The 16,435-nt window shown below is 42.2% G+C and carries 14 protein-coding genes; all 14 read right to left on the bottom strand.

Annotated features, from left to right (window positions below; genetic code table 11):
- Positions 1-65: 65 nt before the first annotated feature.
- The 14 genes from FN809_RS01430 to FN809_RS01370 all read right to left on the bottom strand — a co-directional run bounded on the left by FN809_RS01430 (position 66) and on the right by FN809_RS01370 (position 16,204).
- Entirely contained in the window at positions 66-2,546 is a 2,481-nt protein-coding gene (locus tag FN809_RS01430) for a copper-transporting P-type ATPase (RefSeq protein ID WP_142531697.1), read from the bottom strand.
- A 14-nt stretch (positions 2,547-2,560) separates the two neighbouring features.
- Positions 2,561-3,865, bottom strand: coding sequence for an APC family permease (locus FN809_RS01425; protein ID WP_142531696.1), 1,305 nt, complete (start codon positions 3,863-3,865; stop codon positions 2,561-2,563).
- Between the two features lie 79 nt (positions 3,866-3,944).
- On the bottom strand, positions 3,945-4,334 hold the full coding sequence (locus FN809_RS01420) for a DUF302 domain-containing protein (RefSeq protein ID WP_142531695.1): 390 nt from the start codon (positions 4,332-4,334) through the stop codon (positions 3,945-3,947).
- 12 nt (positions 4,335-4,346) lie between these two features.
- The gene (locus tag FN809_RS17645) at positions 4,347-4,517 is read right to left on the bottom strand and encodes a hypothetical protein (protein WP_185957395.1); all 171 of its coding nucleotides are present in this window, start codon (positions 4,515-4,517) and stop codon (positions 4,347-4,349) included.
- Positions 4,518-4,659: 142 nt separating this feature from the next.
- A complete protein-coding gene (locus tag FN809_RS01415; RefSeq protein ID WP_142531694.1) occupies positions 4,660-5,052 on the bottom strand; it encodes a hypothetical protein in 393 nt (130 codons plus the stop codon).
- 3 nt (positions 5,053-5,055) lie between these two features.
- On the bottom strand, positions 5,056-5,313 hold the full coding sequence (locus FN809_RS01410) for an SHOCT domain-containing protein (protein WP_185957394.1): 258 nt from the start codon (positions 5,311-5,313) through the stop codon (positions 5,056-5,058).
- A gap of 422 nt (positions 5,314-5,735) precedes the next feature.
- The gene (locus tag FN809_RS01405) at positions 5,736-6,134 is read right to left on the bottom strand and encodes a heavy-metal-associated domain-containing protein (protein ID WP_142531692.1); all 399 of its coding nucleotides are present in this window, start codon (positions 6,132-6,134) and stop codon (positions 5,736-5,738) included.
- Positions 6,135-6,318: 184 nt separating this feature from the next.
- Positions 6,319-8,088 (bottom strand): efflux RND transporter periplasmic adaptor subunit, encoded by a 1,770-nt coding sequence (locus FN809_RS01400; protein ID WP_142531691.1) that lies wholly within the window; start codon positions 8,086-8,088, stop codon positions 6,319-6,321.
- A 2-nt stretch (positions 8,089-8,090) separates the two neighbouring features.
- Positions 8,091-8,438: a four helix bundle protein gene (locus FN809_RS01395; RefSeq protein WP_246095378.1), complete on the bottom strand. Its 348-nt coding sequence runs from the start codon at positions 8,436-8,438 to the stop codon at positions 8,091-8,093.
- A gap of 172 nt (positions 8,439-8,610) precedes the next feature.
- Complete coding sequence (locus tag FN809_RS01390; RefSeq protein WP_142531689.1) at positions 8,611-9,996, bottom strand: TolC family protein; 1,386 nt, start codon at positions 9,994-9,996, stop codon at positions 8,611-8,613.
- Positions 9,997-9,998: 2 nt separating this feature from the next.
- Entirely contained in the window at positions 9,999-10,355 is a 357-nt protein-coding gene (locus tag FN809_RS01385) for a four helix bundle protein (RefSeq protein WP_142531688.1), read from the bottom strand.
- A gap of 180 nt (positions 10,356-10,535) precedes the next feature.
- Positions 10,536-14,435, bottom strand: a complete 3,900-nt coding sequence (locus FN809_RS01380) for an efflux RND transporter permease subunit (protein WP_142531687.1) — start codon at positions 14,433-14,435, stop codon at positions 10,536-10,538.
- Between the two features lie 101 nt (positions 14,436-14,536).
- Entirely contained in the window at positions 14,537-14,911 is a 375-nt protein-coding gene (locus tag FN809_RS01375) for an HYC_CC_PP family protein (RefSeq protein WP_142531686.1), read from the bottom strand.
- 204 nt (positions 14,912-15,115) lie between these two features.
- Entirely contained in the window at positions 15,116-16,204 is a 1,089-nt protein-coding gene (locus tag FN809_RS01370) for a CNNM domain-containing protein (protein WP_142531685.1), read from the bottom strand.
- Between the last annotated feature and the right edge of the window lie 231 nt (positions 16,205-16,435).

Here is a 16,435-nt window from a genome sequence, read left to right as displayed (position 1 = left end):
TCTACTTCTTTTATTGTTCAGGTCAGTTGCCATAATTCTAGTTCTATTTGAGATAGGCCTTCTGCTTAAAGTCTTCTTATGCGAAGTGCATTGGTGATAACCGATACCGAACTAAAGCTCATGGCTGCCGCTGCAATAATGGGGCTCAGCAAAACGCCAAAGAATGGAAATAAAATACCGGCAGCCACGGGCACGCCCAGCGCATTGTAAACAAAGGCAAAAAAGAGGTTTTGTTTGATGTTGCGCATTACCTTGTGGCTTAATTCCCGGGCTCTAACAATACCGTTCAAGTCGCCTTTTACCAAGGTTATTTCGGCACTTTGCATGGCTATATCCGTTCCGGTTCCCATGGCAATACCTATATTGGCCTGCTCCAAGGCTGGTGCGTCGTTGATGCCGTCGCCCGCCATCGCTACTATTTGTCCTTTACCCTGCAAGGTCTTCACTTGATTGTATTTATCTTCGGGCAGACAGTCGGCCTCGTATCCATCCAGTCCCAACTCATCGGCAACAGTTTTGGCGGTGTATTGGTTGTCGCCGGTGAGCATATGTACTTTAATGCCCATTTTTTGTAGCGACGCAACGGCTGCGGCCGAGGTATCCTTGATTTTGTCGGCAACGCTCACAATCCCCTCCACCTTTTTATCAATTATCAGATACATTACGGTTTGTCCCTTTAATTGCCACTCCTTTACTAATTTTTGCTTCGACTCGTCGGGTGAGGCGCCGAGACCCTCCATCAAACGATGGTTACCCAATGCTATTACCTGTCCTTTATAAAGCGCCTGAACCCCTTTGCCGGTAATGGATTCAAACTTATCTAATTGCATAGGCTCAATATTTTTTTCTTTGGCACCTTGCACGATAGCCTCGGCTATGGGATGCTCGCTGTTTAAATCTACGGAGGCAGCCAAAAGCAACACCTCTTCGTCGCTCCGCTCTCCCATGGATTTATAGCCGTTTAGGCTTGGTTTTCCCTGGGTCAATGTGCCGGTTTTATCAATGATAAGGGTTGTAACCTTGTTCATTTCCTCAATGGCTCTGGCATCTTTTACCAAAACGCCCAGCTGGGCCGCTTTTCCGGTTCCTACCATAATAGATATGGGGGTAGCCAGTCCAAGTGCACAAGGACAAGCGATAATCAATACGGCAACCGCATTTACAAATGCATATACATAGGCCGGTTCGGGTCCCCAGGTGGCCCAGATAACAAAGGTGACAAAGGCAATGGCAATTACGGTCTGCACAAAGTATTTGGCCACCGTATCAGCCAGTTTTTGAATGGGCGCACGCGAACGGCTGGCTTTGTTTACTAAAGCCACTATTTGGGACAGCAGGGTATCGCTGCCCACCTTTTCCGCTTTCATCTCAAACGATGTATTACCATTGACGGTACCGCCGGTAACTTTATCGTTTTCTGCTTTATCTACCGGAATAGACTCGCCACTGATCATACTTTCGTCGATAACGGCATTTCCGCTATGGATACTTCCGTCAACCGGAATGTTTTCGCCGGGTTTAACCCTTAATATATCCCCTTCCATTACTTCTTCCAGTGGGATTTCTTTTTCCTGGCCATCTTTGATTACATGGGCAGTTGGTGGCGTAAGATCCAATAGTTCCTTAATGGCTGAGCTTGTTTTTCCGTGCGCGCGGAGTTCCATTACCTGTCCCAATAAAACCAAGGTAAGAATCATGGCAGCGGCTTCAAAATACAGATGTACATTGCCGGCTCCGTCCTTAAATTGATCGGGGAAGGACGATGGAATCAAGAGGGCGAACACACTAAAAACATAGGCGGCACCCACGCCTATCGAAATCAAAGTCCACATGTTGGGCGACCATCTCCGCACGGAGTTCCACCCGCGCTTAAAGAAACTCCAACTGCAATAAAAAACCACGGGTGTGGCCAGGGCAAACTCTATCCAGCCCCATATTTTTTTGGGGGCCACATTTTCAAGATTCAAGAAACTTATCATATCCGACATGGCGATAATGAAGACCGGTATGCTCAAAACTACGGCTATCCAGAATTTTTTCTTTGTTTTTTTATAGGCCTTCATTTCGTCACTTTCGTCTTGTCCTTTTTCCGGCACCAAGGCCATTCCGCATTTGGGGCAATCGCCGGGTTTATCCCGTTTAACTTCGGGGTGCATAGGGCAGGTGTATGTTAAAGGAGTTTTTTGGGATGCTTGATTTTTGACCAAGTCCATTCCACAAACCGGACAGTCGCCATGTTTTTCGTATGTTTTATCGCCCTCGCAGAACATGGGGCAGTAATAATTTCCTTTAAGGATGGGGTTAGTCGATTTTCCACCCTGTTTCGGGTGCTGATGCGCGCTATGTTTCGTGTCTGATTCATGTGTATCGCAACACACTTTTTTCGTATTTTCTCCGCTCACCAAATACATATTACAAACCGGGCATCGACCTTCGTTCGGATATGTTTTATCCCCCTCACAGTACATAGGGCAGTAATAGGCCTTTTGATCTGATTTTTTTGAGTTGGGCGATTTGTGCGGGCTGTGCTTGTTATTATTTTCCATGGTATAGTGTTTTTTTATTCATTTACTGCTTCACGGTTCTGTTTCAGGAACCACTTTTCGCCGATGTAAATTAATAACATGGCCACCAGCGAAATAATCACCACAGGTAAATCGCTTTTAGCCTTCGTAATAACAAATCCTACAAGTACAACTACGTCAAGTACAATAGCCGTAATTACAACGGCCGGCTTAAAGTCAACTTCTTTGTGCAAATTTTTCAACAATCCGTAATGGATGCCAATGTCCATCACCAGATAAAAAATAGCACCGAGGGAGGCAATCCGGGAGAGGTCGAACAAAAGGGTAAGTAGAATGGCCAATCCGGCAATATACACCAACATATGTTTTTGGATGCTGCCGGGCATACCGAGATGGCTGTGCGGGATAAGCTTCATTTCGGTAATCATGGCGGTCATTCGCGATACGGCAAAGATACTCGCTATAATACCTGAAATGGTGGCAATGATAGCCACAAAAACAGTTACCCAAACGCCATATTTCCCGAAAGCCGGACGGGCCGCTTCGGCAAGCGAATAGTCTTTGGCCGAAATAATTTCATCGATGGACAGTGACGAGGCAACCGAAATGGCCATCAAAAAATACAGCACCACACATATCGCTATAGAAATAATAATGGCCCGCCCCACGTTTTTATGTGGTTTCTCAATCTCGTCGCCACTGTTGGTAATTGTGGTGAACCCTTTGTATGCCAAAATGGTAAGTGCCAATGCGGCTATGAAACTTGTTAACGATTTATCGGGCAGTGCTTTGGGAATATTTTCACCGAGACTAAAATCGGCAGCCCACAATCCTCCCAAGGCCAATAACCCCAAACCGGCAATTTTTAATACCGCCATGGTAAACGACGATTTTTCGATAAGTTCGTTCCCTGAAATATTTACGATAAAGGCCACAACAATTAAAGCTACGCCCAGCACTGGCACCCAGTAGGTGTTTTCGCCCACATCGAACAGTTGCAACACATAGGTGCCAAAAGTACGGGCTACTAAACTTTCGTTGATAACCATCGAAAAAGCCATCAACAGTGCGGCAAACGCCGTAAAAATGGATTTACCGTATTCCTTTTTCAAATACATCCCAATGCCACCAGCCGAGGGATAAGCGTTGGAGAGTCTGATGTACGAATAAGCGCTGAACGCAGAAATGATCGCACCCAAAACAAAGGCAAGGGGAAACCACTCGCCCGATAGTTCGGCTACCTGGCCAAGCAATGCAAAAATACCGGCTCCTATCATCACTCCCGTTCCCATAGAAACGGCTCCTGTTAATGAAAGGCTGTTTTTTTTATATTGCCCCATATTTTAAAATTTGGCCATCGTATTTACAGATCCTTCACTTGCGCAAAAAGGATTGATTAAAAAAATAAAAGATAAATGTTTATTGTAGCGAATGAATCACACGTTTAAGCATTTCTTTTACTTCGGTAGCAACCTTGGTTAATTGTTGGTTTTCGACTGCCATCATCGAAGCTGCAGGATCCACTGCCGCCACTTCAATTTGGCCGTTGTCCAGCTCCTGCACTATTACGTTGCAGGGCAACATTAAACCAATCTTATCTTCGTGCTGCAATGCTTTGTGGGCAAAGCCGGGGTTGCAGGCACCCAAAATTTTGTACTTCCGGAAATCAACATCCAGCTTCTTTTTCAGGGTATCGTGTACGTCAATCTCTGTTAAGACACCAAAGCCTTCTTTTTTCAGTTGTTCTGTTGCGAGTGCAATGGCTTCGTTAAAGCTGGTGTTTAATTTTGTGCTGATGTAGTAATTCATGGTTTTTGGTTTTTAGTTGTTTAATTTATTTAAAGATACAAAACTCATTTTAGAATAATAGGTTAATCTTAGTATCTTATCCCAGGTAGTATCTACCTCTACCAATCCTTTTTTCCCTTCTACAGGGCGGGGTACCATGCACGAACCGTCCTTACTTTCCGGTCTTTTTTCTGAAATATCCATGGCTCATTATTTTTAATAAGGAGGTTTTTTGTACCGCCCCAAATGCGTATAAAAAATTGATTTTATTTCCTCCTTTTCATTCTTTGAACTGTTTTTTGAAACATCAACTCTGTAAAATAAGCCCGAGTCAGGAGTTGTCACCTCAAATGTTTCTATATATAATATCCCAATCCTTGTATTTGGAAATTTTAAAAGCATCCATCACCACCTCGGGCATTTCCTTTTCATTTATTACCCTGCATGTGGCTACAAGTAGCATATTTTTTCTATCGGAATTAACAACAGCTTCGTATTGCTGATTGCCATTCTCATAAAATACTTTTGAATGTTTAGCATTTATTTTCCGTACATCTTTTATTTCTACCCCTGTAAAGATGTGAGGATAATCCCTCATCAAAACCGTTTTTTGTTCTTCTAAAATATCCACATCTTTTATCGTTGAATATTCTTGCGCAGATGCGCTTAGGCCATACAATAAAAGTATGAAGCACACCATAAGCTGCCTAAACTTTCTTTTTGTGTCATAATTTTTCATCTCTTATTTGTTTATGTTCTTTTTTTCTGAAATATTTATTGTTACTGTTTTTTGTCGGTTGTTTATCTCTTCTACTCCTGCATCGTATTCCGCTTTTGTAATATCGCCACGATCGTATCGTTCGGTCAGCACATCGATTTCTATCTTTTTTTTGTGCATCAGTTCTCGCCGGTTTCGTCGGTACAAAGTTTTTATCAACACCCAAATAATGCCGGTCAGCACTAACGTGCCGAATATCCAACTCAATGTCATGTTGCTCATGTTTATCATCGTGTTTGCAATTAAAAGTTTTGAGTTAAAAGTGTAAAGTGCAAAATTTTAATATGCATAAAGTTTTTGATTTATGTTTGGCCAAAGAATTTTGCGTTTATCTTATTACCCACTACTGTGTATTCTATTGCCCATCATACACTAGGGATCCACTCCACCGCCATGGGCAAAGACCCCATGTGTTAATGGTGCCAGGCTTAATTTTTCAAGGTAACTTATATCATAAGTTTCAAATACTTTGCCGTTATTGGTTTTATATCATTATAAATAGGCAGGCTTTAGTTATGGGGTTATTGGTATGCGGATAACGCAGATTTTAAACCATGGATAATCGCTGATTTTAAAATCCGTGTTGCTTTTCATCTGTGTTATCCGCGTTCTATTTTCGGAATCAAATCCTGAAATGTGCCTTCCTACATCTGATGGCCTTCGTGGCCTTTATGTTCTTTATGGCCTTTTGTTTCACTTCCTTTTTTAGCTTCAGTGCGATCATACTGACAGCAATTGGGTAGCTTGTCGTAGGTTTCCTTACTAGCTTTCACTTTATCGGTGTCGTGTCCAGCTTTAGCTACGGCTTTATGTACTTGATCTACCTTGCCTTTGTTGCTGTTAAAGGTAAAAGCCAGTACCTTCGTTTTCTTGTTCCATTGGGCATCCGTTACGCCTTCAACAGTGTTAGCTGCTTTTTCGATGCGCCTTTCGCACATGCTGCAATTGCCTTTTACTTCGATTTTTTCTGTTTTGGCTTGTCCAAAAACAGTCATTGTTCCCAATAGGAACATGCTTGCTAAGCTTAACATTTTTGTCTTCATAACATTTTAATTTTAATGATAAATTGATATATACTATAAAATCAACACAACTTGTTCCGCCTATGCGGAAGAGGCATTCTGACAGCACTTTTTTATTTTTTGTGTAATATGTATCATGCTTATCTGTGTGTTACCTGTTTAAACAATTAGGCCTATTTTGGAAAAATAAGATTGAAGGATAACCCTACTCAATCGTCTCCCTGTTTTCGCCGCAACGTAACATGGCATCACCAAAATAGGGGTTTCTGATATCTTCTGTTGCACTGAACCAATAGGCTCCCTTATCTTTTTCGGCCATGGGGCAATACTGGTAATAGGTTGTGGTATTGCTCAGTCCAAAAGATTTAAGGGCCTTGTAGAACGCGAGATTAAATTGGGCAAATTCCTCCCGCTGCTTTTCAATGTCCATTAATTTGCTAATCTTGTCCGTTGTTTTCTCTATTACATCCAGATACTCCATCCAGGCGATATGGGCATCGCCTTTTAACAAGGCCATGTCAACGTTTTGCAAAGCAGCGGAAAGCTCGCCGGCGGCAGTCATCACCGGATGTGGCTCGGACTCAATAAAGGCATCTTTCATAACCAGGTACTTGTTATACACCTGGGTCAATTGCGTTTTGAAGTCGGCGCTAACCTCAAAACTTTGCGGTTCTTTGTCCATCTCCTTATGCGACATCGCTTCATCACCGTGAGTGTGTCCGGCTGTTGCCGGAGTCATCATGCTTGGTTTTCCGGCCAATTGTGCGGCTGCATCGATACTAAAAGTTCCGTTGACCGCTATTTCTTCACCTCCCTGTAAACCACTTTCTATTACAAAGCTGTCGCCCAATGCGGGTCCCAAATTCACGTCGCGCATCATAAAATTTATACCTTTATCTGTCTGTGATTTGACGTAAACCACCGAGCGTTCCCCTGTCCACATGACAGCTGTTTTTGGAACAACAATAGCATTGGTCTGATTGGGTAGGTTTGCTTCCACCCTACCCGATGCAAACATTTCGGGCTTTAGTTTTAACCCGCGGTTAGCGACTTCTATCCGGGCTTTTGCCACCCGCGTCTTGGGATCGATAACCGGATCGAGATAAGAGATTGTGCCGGTAAACATTTCCCCGGGAAGAGAAGCTACAGTAAATTCAACCTTATCGCCTTTATTAATCCAGGACATATCCGATTCATAGATATCAAAAAGCAACCATACCTTTGAAAGGTCCGCAATTTCATAAATGGCTTCACCCCTTCGGACATAATCGCCGGGGTTTACCATTTTTTTGGTTACATAACCCGAAACATCTGCCTGTACATCAAAGGTTTCCCTGGCAGTTCCCGATTGCAATATTTGTTCAATTTGCTGGTCGGCTAACTTCCAGTTTTTTAACTTTTCTTTGGCTGCATTGAAAAGCTGTGGTTGTGTTTCCGCTATTTTCTGCGCTTCAAAAAGTTCCTCCTGCGCAGTTACCAATTCGGGCGAATAAATCGATGCGATCACCTGGCCTTGATTTACATAGTCGCCGGTAAAATTTACCAATAGTTTTTCAATCCTCCCGGGTATGTGCGAGGATTGTGAATAAACCATACGCTCGTCGGATTGTACCTTGCCATTTAGGCGCACTATTTTTACGGGATTCATGGATTCCACCATGGCTGTACTTATACTGGCCAGTTGCATGGCTGTGGACGACATACTGATGGCCATAGGATCAATTTCGCTGTCTTCTTCACTTTCCAACGGAATTAAGTCCATGCCGCAGATGGGGCAATCACCGGGCTCATTTTGTCGGATTTGCGGATGCATGGAGCAGGTCCATATTTGATTTTCTGATTCGGCGATTTTCTGATTCGGTGATGTGCTATTTTTCTGATTCGGTGATTTGGTGATTAGGTAGCCCATTAACACACCAAAAAAGAGGCTAATAGCAACAATTATTATTGTTTGTGTATTTACTTTTATTTTCATGATTACTTCAGTTTAGACGATGAAATTATTTTACTCAATAGTTTTTGAATGGAAAGCAAGTTGGCCTTCATTTGAACGGACGGTGACGGGTAGGAAAGTGCTTTCTCACAAAGCAACAGCCAGTAATCGGTTTCCTCGGCTTCTTTATGGGCTATTTTAAGTTTATGAATAAAATCAGCCCTGCTTTCACTGCTTTGTGCTTCCCTTATATTTGCTCCAATGCTTGTTCCGGATTTTAAAAGTTGACGTGCAATTACGTATTTCCGATTACTTTCTAACAATTCAGAATATTCAATAATCTCCAGAGCCAACTCAAAGCTTAACTCCAAAATCTCATTTTTACGTTCCATCATCATTGTTTTTTTAATCTTCGCAATAATTATATCATCAATCCCCCAGCGTTTATCAACATCCCCACATCAGCAAATCAGCACATCAGCACATCCCCACATCAGTACAACCCCACATCAGCAAATCAGCACATCAGCAAATCCCCACCTCAGCACATCAACACATCAAAAATCATTTTACCGTGATGTATTTTAATTTTGCCAGGGCAATCTGATATTGAACTTGCGCCGTTGCCCTCATTTTTTCGTATTTCAACAATTGTTGTTGCATGCGCAGCACTTCTTCAAATTCTTTTCCCGAATTACCATAAGCGCTAAACAAAAGATTCAGCGCCTGCTCCGATACCCTTGTTTGCTGGTCGTACAGTTCAATCAAATGATGTTGGCTTTGCAGTTCGAACCAGGTGGCTTCGTAATTTGAAATAAGCATGTTTGAGGTCTCTTCTTTTTGCAGGGAATAACTTCCCTGCATGAGCTGTGCTTCTTTTTTGGCCGCCCTGTATTTCTTCCTGAAAATGGGGATGCTCACAGAAACCATGGGCATCAGGACATCTTTTCCGTTGTTTGTCATGTCCCCGCCAGAGTTTTTATCCATGACCATGTATCCCAGACCAAGGCCCAATTTTGGTAGACCTTGTTTTTGCGCTGCTATTTCGCTTGCCCTGCTTGCCTGCTCTTTCAATTCGAGCGCCTCCAAAAGCGGGTTTTCCGCCAGCAGCGATTCCTTGCGGTCTTTGTTGACCACAAACTCAATTTCCAAGGAATCGGTAATTTCCACTGCCGCATTTTCATTTCTGTTAAGCAGTTTGTTGAAAGTGGTAAGCAAGGGTTTTTCTTTCTGTTTGAGGATTTCGAGGTTGGTGGCTGCGTCTTTCAGCATAATATCTACGCGCAACACATCGACCATGGGAGCCATCCCGTTTTTGAATTTTGTGTTGGCAATGGATTTATAGGCTTCCAATATTTCGATGTTGTCCCGCTCGATCTGCTGCCAGCGCTTCAACTCGAACAAAGGATAAAATGCAGCCGAAACCTGGAAATACAGTTGGTTCCGGGCATCTAAAAACGACTGGTATTTGGCTTCTGCCGTTAAGCTTGCCGCATCGGCCTGTGCACCGAGGGTGCCAAACCACGGGAACATCTGGTTGATGCTCAGCTCCGCCCTTTGCGAGCCCATTTTCGGAACTAAATACCCGAACGAAAAAGTGGGATCGGGAAGGGAAGACGCCTGCGGTACTTTTTGCATGGCCGCTTCAAACTCTTTGTATTTGGCTTGTAGTCCAGGATTGTTTTCGGTGGCAGTTTGAAGATAGTCATTAAGATTCTGGGCAACCACAGGTGCCGTTGCTACCGTTGAAGCCAATATCCAGATGATAGAAATTAGAAGATAGAAGTTAGAAGTTAGAAAACTGAGATTAGAGGATAGAGAAAAGAAGAAAGAATAATAAGGATTGGCAATAGGATTATTATTCTTTTTATCTAACCACTTATTTTCAAGCTCTAACTTCTGGCATCCAACTTCCGAATTCGTTTCTTTTATGTCTGTATTATTTTTCATGATTATTTCCAATTTTGATGCAGTTTATTCAGCATTTTTCCAATTTGATCCAACTCGTTGTTGATGGGATTATAAATGGATTGATCCAGATATTTGCATTCCAATGCGAATGCAAGCCAATTTTCTGTTTCAGAGCATGATCCTAAAGCATGAATTAAATGTTGCTTAAAAACTGGCTCATAGATCCTTTTTGCCCATCCCTCGGATATGTTGGCACTTATTGAGCGTGATGATCTATTAATTTGAGAAGTCAACGAGTAAACTTCTTCTTTGGGAAAATCTCTTGTTAACCAAAAAATTTCCATTGCCAGATTGAATGACCGTTTATAAACCTCGAGATCTTTATATGACTTTATCATTTTATTACTGTTTTTTGTTGTTCAAATAGTGTTGATGTAACATCTAAGCCGACTATAGAAGTTAAGGATTTAATACTCAAGAAATCAATGTTTTATCCATTATTAACTGATAACAAGTTTGATCATAAAATCTACTCTCTAATTTCTATTTTCAAACCTCCAACCTCTAACCTCTAACCTCTAGCCTCTAATCCGTCTCTCTTCCCTCATGCTATAAAGCACCGGTACGATAAAATAGGTAATTGCAGCAAAAATCATCCCCCCAAAAGCCGGAATGGCCATAGGTATCATAATATCAGCGCCCCGTCCGGTAGAGGTTAAGATGGGCAGCAACGCGATGATGGTTGTTGCCGAAGTCATTACGGCAGGTTTAATTCTACGGTAGCCCGCTTCCACCACCGCTGCGCGTATTCCTTTCAGATTATCGGTTTTATTACGGGCAAAACTTTGGTCGAGGTAAGTGGCCATTAAAACACCATCGTCGGTAGCAATACCAAAGAGGGCGATAAAGCCGACCCACACCGCCACACTCAGGTTGATGGTGTGCATTTGGAATAGCTCCCGCATGTTGGCGCCAAAGATGGAAAAATCCACAAACCAGCCCTGGCCGTATAGCCATATCATCATAAAACCACCGCTAAAGGCCATGGCTATGCCTGAGAAAACCATCAGTGAAGTAGTGATTGACTTAAATTGGAAGTAGAGTATCAGAAACACAATGACCAAAACCAGCGGTACAATGATAGAGAGGCGTTTTTCTGCCCGCACCTGGTTTTCGTAACTCCCCGAGAACTTGTAACTAATTCCGGCCGGCACGTTTAAATCGCCGGAGTCAATACGTGCTTGTATGGCATTCTGCGCATCATTAACCACGCCTACTTCTGAAAAACCTTCCCTTTTGTCGAACAAAACATAACCCACCAAAAAAGTCTCCTCGCTTTTAATGGCCTGTGGCCCCCTAACGTATTCAAAATCTACAATTTGGGAGATGGGAATTTGTGCTCCGGTAGGTGTAGGTATCAGAATATTCCCCAGCGATTCGGGGTCGTCTCTAAGTTCGCGCGGGTAGCGTACCCTTACGGGAAATCGTTTCCGACCTTCAACCGTTGAAGTAATGTTCATTCCTCCAATGGCCGTTTCGATGGTTTGCTGCACATCTTCCACATTGAGCCCGTAACGCGAAATTTCGTCACGATCAATATTGAGGTGCAAGTAAGGTTTACCAACAATCCGGTCGGCGAATACCGCCTCGGCTTTTACCGAAGGAACCTCTTTCAGCACCTCTTCCAATTCCATCCCAAATGCTTCGATGGTTGGCAGGTCCGGACCATATACTTTAATACCCATGGGTGCGCGCATCCCCGTTTGCAACATTACCAATCGGGTTTCGATGGGTTGCAGTTTAGGCGCCGAAGTAACACCCGGTATTTTCGCCACTTTCACAATCTCATTCCAAATGTCATCGGGCGATTTGATTTCCTCCCGCCAGTTGCGGTAATAATTTCCTCTGGTATCCGGTATCAGCTCCGCAAGGGTTACCCCACTGTGCAAGGCTTCTGTATTGCTTAGTGTATCTCCGGTGCTCAGTATGAAACGGTCGTTTTTATCTACCTTAAATCTTACCCGGTGCCCTTTTTCGTTGAGCATATATTCAGGACGGTAATTAATAACGTTCTCGTACATCGAGATGGGTGCCGGGTCGAGTGCTGACTCAACCCTACCTAATTTCCCTACCGTTAGTTCAACTTCAGGGATATTGGTCAACAACATATCCAGCTGCCCCAAAACTTCGCGGTTGTATTCAAAACCTGAATGGGGCATGGAAGTGGGCATGAGCAAGAAACTCCCTTCATTGAGCGAAGGCATAAATTCTTTCCCGATAGCAGGGAAGGTGTGGGTTAATCCCGACCATACTTTGGTGGTGCGGACATTCCATCCAAGCCCGTCGAAACCTTTGGCTACAAAACCAAAAATGTTGTTGAACCCCATCCAGGTAGTTGCCCCGAAAAGAATTAAAAAGGAAGGAATCAAAAGGAATTTGACCTTATTGTTTAGACACCAATGGAGTATCGGTTTATAAAAATATTCAAGGATTATAAAGAAACCCAATATAATTACAACGAGCAGGGCTACAAATAAAACATTTGTTACCATACTTTTTGAAGGTCCCAGCGGAAGCCAGTATTTGGCCAGTAACCAGATAACACCAATAAGCACAATGATGATTTCGGCATATTCAAGCACCCAATTAGCCCATGATTTAAATTTTCGTTGAAGGGATGCACCGGCAGTAGTTATAGCTTTGTCGCCATCTATCTTCCCTCCTCCAACTTCTAACTTCTCACTTCTAACTTCTAACTTTATTTCTCTGAATTCTTTCACTACCCCTACAAGGCCAAAAGCCAGCAAAATCATTCCCCCCCATGTCTGTCCGGCAAAAAGGGTGGCAATTCCAATGGGTATCAATGTAATATTCAGCCACTTTTTGACTTTTTGACTTTTAATTTTTGCACCAAAAAACCAATGCGCCAGCGTAGGCATAAGAAATAATGAAACGATAAGTGCAGCAATTAGTGCAAACGTTTTGGTAAACGCCAACGGACCGAAAAGTTTTCCTTCGGCGGCCTGCATGGTAAACACCGGGATAAAACTGACAATGGTGGTTGAAACCGCCGTAAATATAGCTGAACTAACTTCGGATGCCCCATTATAGATGGTGGTTATAAGTTTCTGTTCGGAGGGGGACTCTTCAACGTGTTTGATGATGTTCTCAGATAGGATTACTCCCAAATCGACCATCGTACCAATGGCAATGGCTATCCCGGATAAGGCCACAATGTTGGCATCGACACCAAAATAACGCATGGCAATAAAAACCATTAGCACGGCAATGGGCAATAAACTGGAAATTAAGAACGATGCCCTCAGGTTATAAACCATAACGATAACCACCAGAATAACAATCAGAATCTGGAGCGATATGGCTTCTTCCAATGTTCCCAGGGTTTCATAAATAAGACCGGAACGGTCGTAGAATGGTACGATAGTTAGTTGGCTTTCTACCCCGTTGGCCAATATCTTTTTGGGCAATCCGGGCGAGATTTCCTTGATTTTATCTTTTACATTGTTGATAACCTGCAAGGGATTCGCGCCGTAACGGGCAACTACCACGCCACCAACCACTTCGGCGCCATCTTTGTCCAGAGCACCCCTGCGCGTAGATGGCCCCAAGCTGACTACGCCAATGTCCTGAATGCGGATGGGAACATTTTCCTGCACCGCAACCACGGCTTTTTCAATATCTTCTACTTTTTTGATATAACCCAATCCACGAACAAGATATTCGGCCTGGTTAATTTCGACGGTTTTGGCACCTACATCGCGGTTGGATTTTTGCACGGCCTGCATTACCATATGCAAAGGGATATTGTACGCTTTCAGTGCATCGGGATTAACATCGATTTGGTATTCCTGCACAAAGCCACCAATGGATGCCACTTCGGAAACACCTTCGGTACCGTTGAGCCCATATTTTACGTAAAAATCCTGGACGGTACGAATTTCGTGCAAATCCCAGCCTCCGGTGGGGTTTCCGTTTTTGTCGCGGCCTTCGATGGTGTACCAGTACACCTGCCCCAAAGCAGTGGCATCTGGGCCAAGTGCAGGCTGCACACCCTCGGGCAGCAAACCCGATGGCAGTGAGCTTAGCTTTTCGAGAATCCGCGAACGCGACCAGTAGAATTCAACATCATCAGAAAAGATGATAAAAATACTGGAAAAACCAAATATGGATGAACTGCGGATTGATTTCACTCCCGGTATTCCCAACATATAAGTAGTGAGGGGGTAGGAAATTTGGTCTTCGATATCCTGAGGCGAACGACCCATCCACTCGGTAAATACAATTTGCTGGTTTTCGCCAATATCCGGTATGGCATCTACCGGAACGGGGTCGGAGGGCAAAATACCGGTATCCCAACCAAAAGGTGATGTTACGATTCCCCAACTGACGAAAATAAGGAGAACCAAAAAGGTGACCAGTCTATTCTCCAAGAAAAATTTAATGGTACTATTAAGCATAGTTCAAAGATTTGAATTAGATAGAAATTTATTGTGAGTACAATTGGCAAATCGACCCAAGCGTCCATAAGAATGCCTGTGTCAATTCGTTTCTATTTAAATCAAATCAAGTAAACCTGCAATAAAGAAAGTCGGGTTTGTATTTTGGGAGGAGGGTACGAATCAATAAAAGCAAAGGAAGGCTTTGCTTGTGCTGCGGACAAATCGAAATTCATCACAAATAAAATCGGAAACAAAATTTCCATTTCTATCAGATTGTTGTTATCAACAACGATAGGGCTTAGATAATCATCTTCGAGCTCATAATGTAAAGTCTTGTTTTCGCAGCATCCGTCATCGTCACAGCACGATTCGGCTTGTTGATTAATAGATGTATAAACCAGACTGCCGCCACAATAGTGCATAGAAATAGTTACTCCTGCGGTAGCTAACAGCAGAAACATTGCTATTACGATATGTACGGTGGTTTTAAACATCTATTCAATTGTGATTTACAAAACTACGATTTTAATAGTCAAATACAAAGTTAGGCTTCGGTGTTAACAAACTATTAACTTACCGAAAGTGCGCAAGGATTAAGTGCAAAAACAGTAATTAAATTGGCAGTACTTTCCTGTCAATTTTCAAGTCTACTGAAGCCAATAAAACCCTTGCAGTCCATACCATCTGAACTATTATCTTTATAAAATCTCAGGTGGTGTTTTTTCTTCATTTTGCTTATTTATTTTGTCAATAATATTATATTTCGTCTGCCTTTCCTTCCACCTGTCTCTTGCATATTTTTGCATATCAACTATGGTATCGGTTTCATCAATTATTTCAAGGCCAAGCATAGTTTCAATAATATCTTCCATTGTTATAATTCCGTCTAAACCTCCATACTCATCTACAATTATTGCAATATGTTCCTTTTTTTCCAATAGCTTTTCCCATAATGCAAACAACCCTATGCTATTTGGAACTACCACTATATCTCGTTTAACATCTTTCAGTTTTAAATCATGTTGATCTTCTGCCATTTTTTCAAAAACTTCCTGGCGGAATACATACCCGGTTATGTTTTCATCATTTTCAGTATATATTGGGATGCGCGAAAATTTTAGATAATCTTTATTTTTAAAAAATTCTTTTAAGGATAAATTCTCATCGGCGATAGCAACAACAACTCTTGGTGTCATTATTCCCTTTGCTTTCACATTCTTGAGCCGCAGTAAATTTTGAATTATTTTATGTTCCTTATTTGAAAAAATACCTTCATCTGCACCTATATTTGTTAATACTGCAATTTCCTCTCTACTCGTTGTGTGCTCTTGTTGTTTTTTTGAGATTAGTTTTGTGATAACCGCGGACATAACGACTAATGGATAAGTTATGATTATCATTACTTGTATAATCCGAGAAGAAATCATGGACAGATTTCTCCAATAACTGGCACCAATGGTTTTTGGAATTATTTCTGTGATTACTAATATTAAAATTGTTAAGATAGCGGATATAATTCCAAATGACGCTTCACCAAACACTTTAACTGCCTGTGCTCCAACTCCCGCTGCACCCACGGTATGTGCTACTGTATTTAATGATAGTATTGCAGATAATGGCTTATCAATATTCGTTTTTAGATCAATAAATGATTTTGCCCAGGCATTTCCATTTTCATACTTAACAATCAAGAAGGATTGTGGTGTTGAAAGAAGCACCGCTTCCATTATCGAACAGAGAAATGATACAACTATAGCAAGAAATAAATAGAATAAAAGTAATAGCATGTTTTTTTATTCAAATTTACAATATTATGAAATCATTTATGCGCACACCTTCGTTAAAATACCACCTAACGGTTCTTAATCTGCTCGCTACAAATCAGAACCGTATCGTATTTTTTGTAAATCCGACAGATACATGAGGCTTTATTCGACTATGGTTTTACTCTGGCCACAACTCTTCTTTTTTAGGATAAACAGAGCCTGTCCCGAACATGTATTCGGGATCAATTTCCG

Origin of the sequence: Saccharicrinis carchari (genome assembly GCF_900182605.1) — a bacterium.
Lineage (GTDB): Bacteria > Bacteroidota > Bacteroidia > Bacteroidales > Marinilabiliaceae > Saccharicrinis > Saccharicrinis carchari.
The sequence above is the reverse complement of the archived record's forward strand: the minus strand, read 5'-3'. Positions and strand labels throughout refer to the sequence as shown.

Excerpts from the sequence above, each read along its gene's own strand:
- FN809_RS01430 (WP_142531697.1), bottom strand. The coding sequence starts at position 2,546 with ATGGAAAATAATAACAAGCACAGCCCGCACAAATCGCCCAACTCAAAA.
- FN809_RS01425 (WP_142531696.1), bottom strand. The coding sequence starts at position 3,865 with ATGGGGCAATATAAAAAAAACAGCCTTTCATTAACAGGAGCCGTTTCT.
- FN809_RS01420 (WP_142531695.1), bottom strand. The coding sequence starts at position 4,334 with ATGAATTACTACATCAGCACAAAATTAAACACCAGCTTTAACGAAGCC.
- FN809_RS17645 (WP_185957395.1), bottom strand. The coding sequence starts at position 4,517 with ATGGATATTTCAGAAAAAAGACCGGAAAGTAAGGACGGTTCGTGCATG.
- FN809_RS01415 (WP_142531694.1), bottom strand. The coding sequence starts at position 5,052 with ATGAAAAATTATGACACAAAAAGAAAGTTTAGGCAGCTTATGGTGTGC.
- FN809_RS01410 (WP_185957394.1), bottom strand. The coding sequence starts at position 5,313 with ATGAGCAACATGACATTGAGTTGGATATTCGGCACGTTAGTGCTGACC.
- FN809_RS01405 (WP_142531692.1), bottom strand. The coding sequence starts at position 6,134 with ATGAAGACAAAAATGTTAAGCTTAGCAAGCATGTTCCTATTGGGAACA.
- FN809_RS01400 (WP_142531691.1), bottom strand. The coding sequence starts at position 8,088 with ATGAAAATAAAAGTAAATACACAAACAATAATAATTGTTGCTATTAGC.
- FN809_RS01395 (WP_246095378.1), bottom strand. The coding sequence starts at position 8,438 with ATGGAACGTAAAAATGAGATTTTGGAGTTAAGCTTTGAGTTGGCTCTG.
- FN809_RS01390 (WP_142531689.1), bottom strand. The coding sequence starts at position 9,996 with ATGAAAAATAATACAGACATAAAAGAAACGAATTCGGAAGTTGGATGC.
- FN809_RS01385 (WP_142531688.1), bottom strand. The coding sequence starts at position 10,355 with ATGATAAAGTCATATAAAGATCTCGAGGTTTATAAACGGTCATTCAAT.
- FN809_RS01380 (WP_142531687.1), bottom strand. The coding sequence starts at position 14,435 with ATGCTTAATAGTACCATTAAATTTTTCTTGGAGAATAGACTGGTCACC.
- FN809_RS01375 (WP_142531686.1), bottom strand. The coding sequence starts at position 14,911 with ATGTTTAAAACCACCGTACATATCGTAATAGCAATGTTTCTGCTGTTA.
- FN809_RS01370 (WP_142531685.1), bottom strand. The coding sequence starts at position 16,204 with ATGCTATTACTTTTATTCTATTTATTTCTTGCTATAGTTGTATCATTT.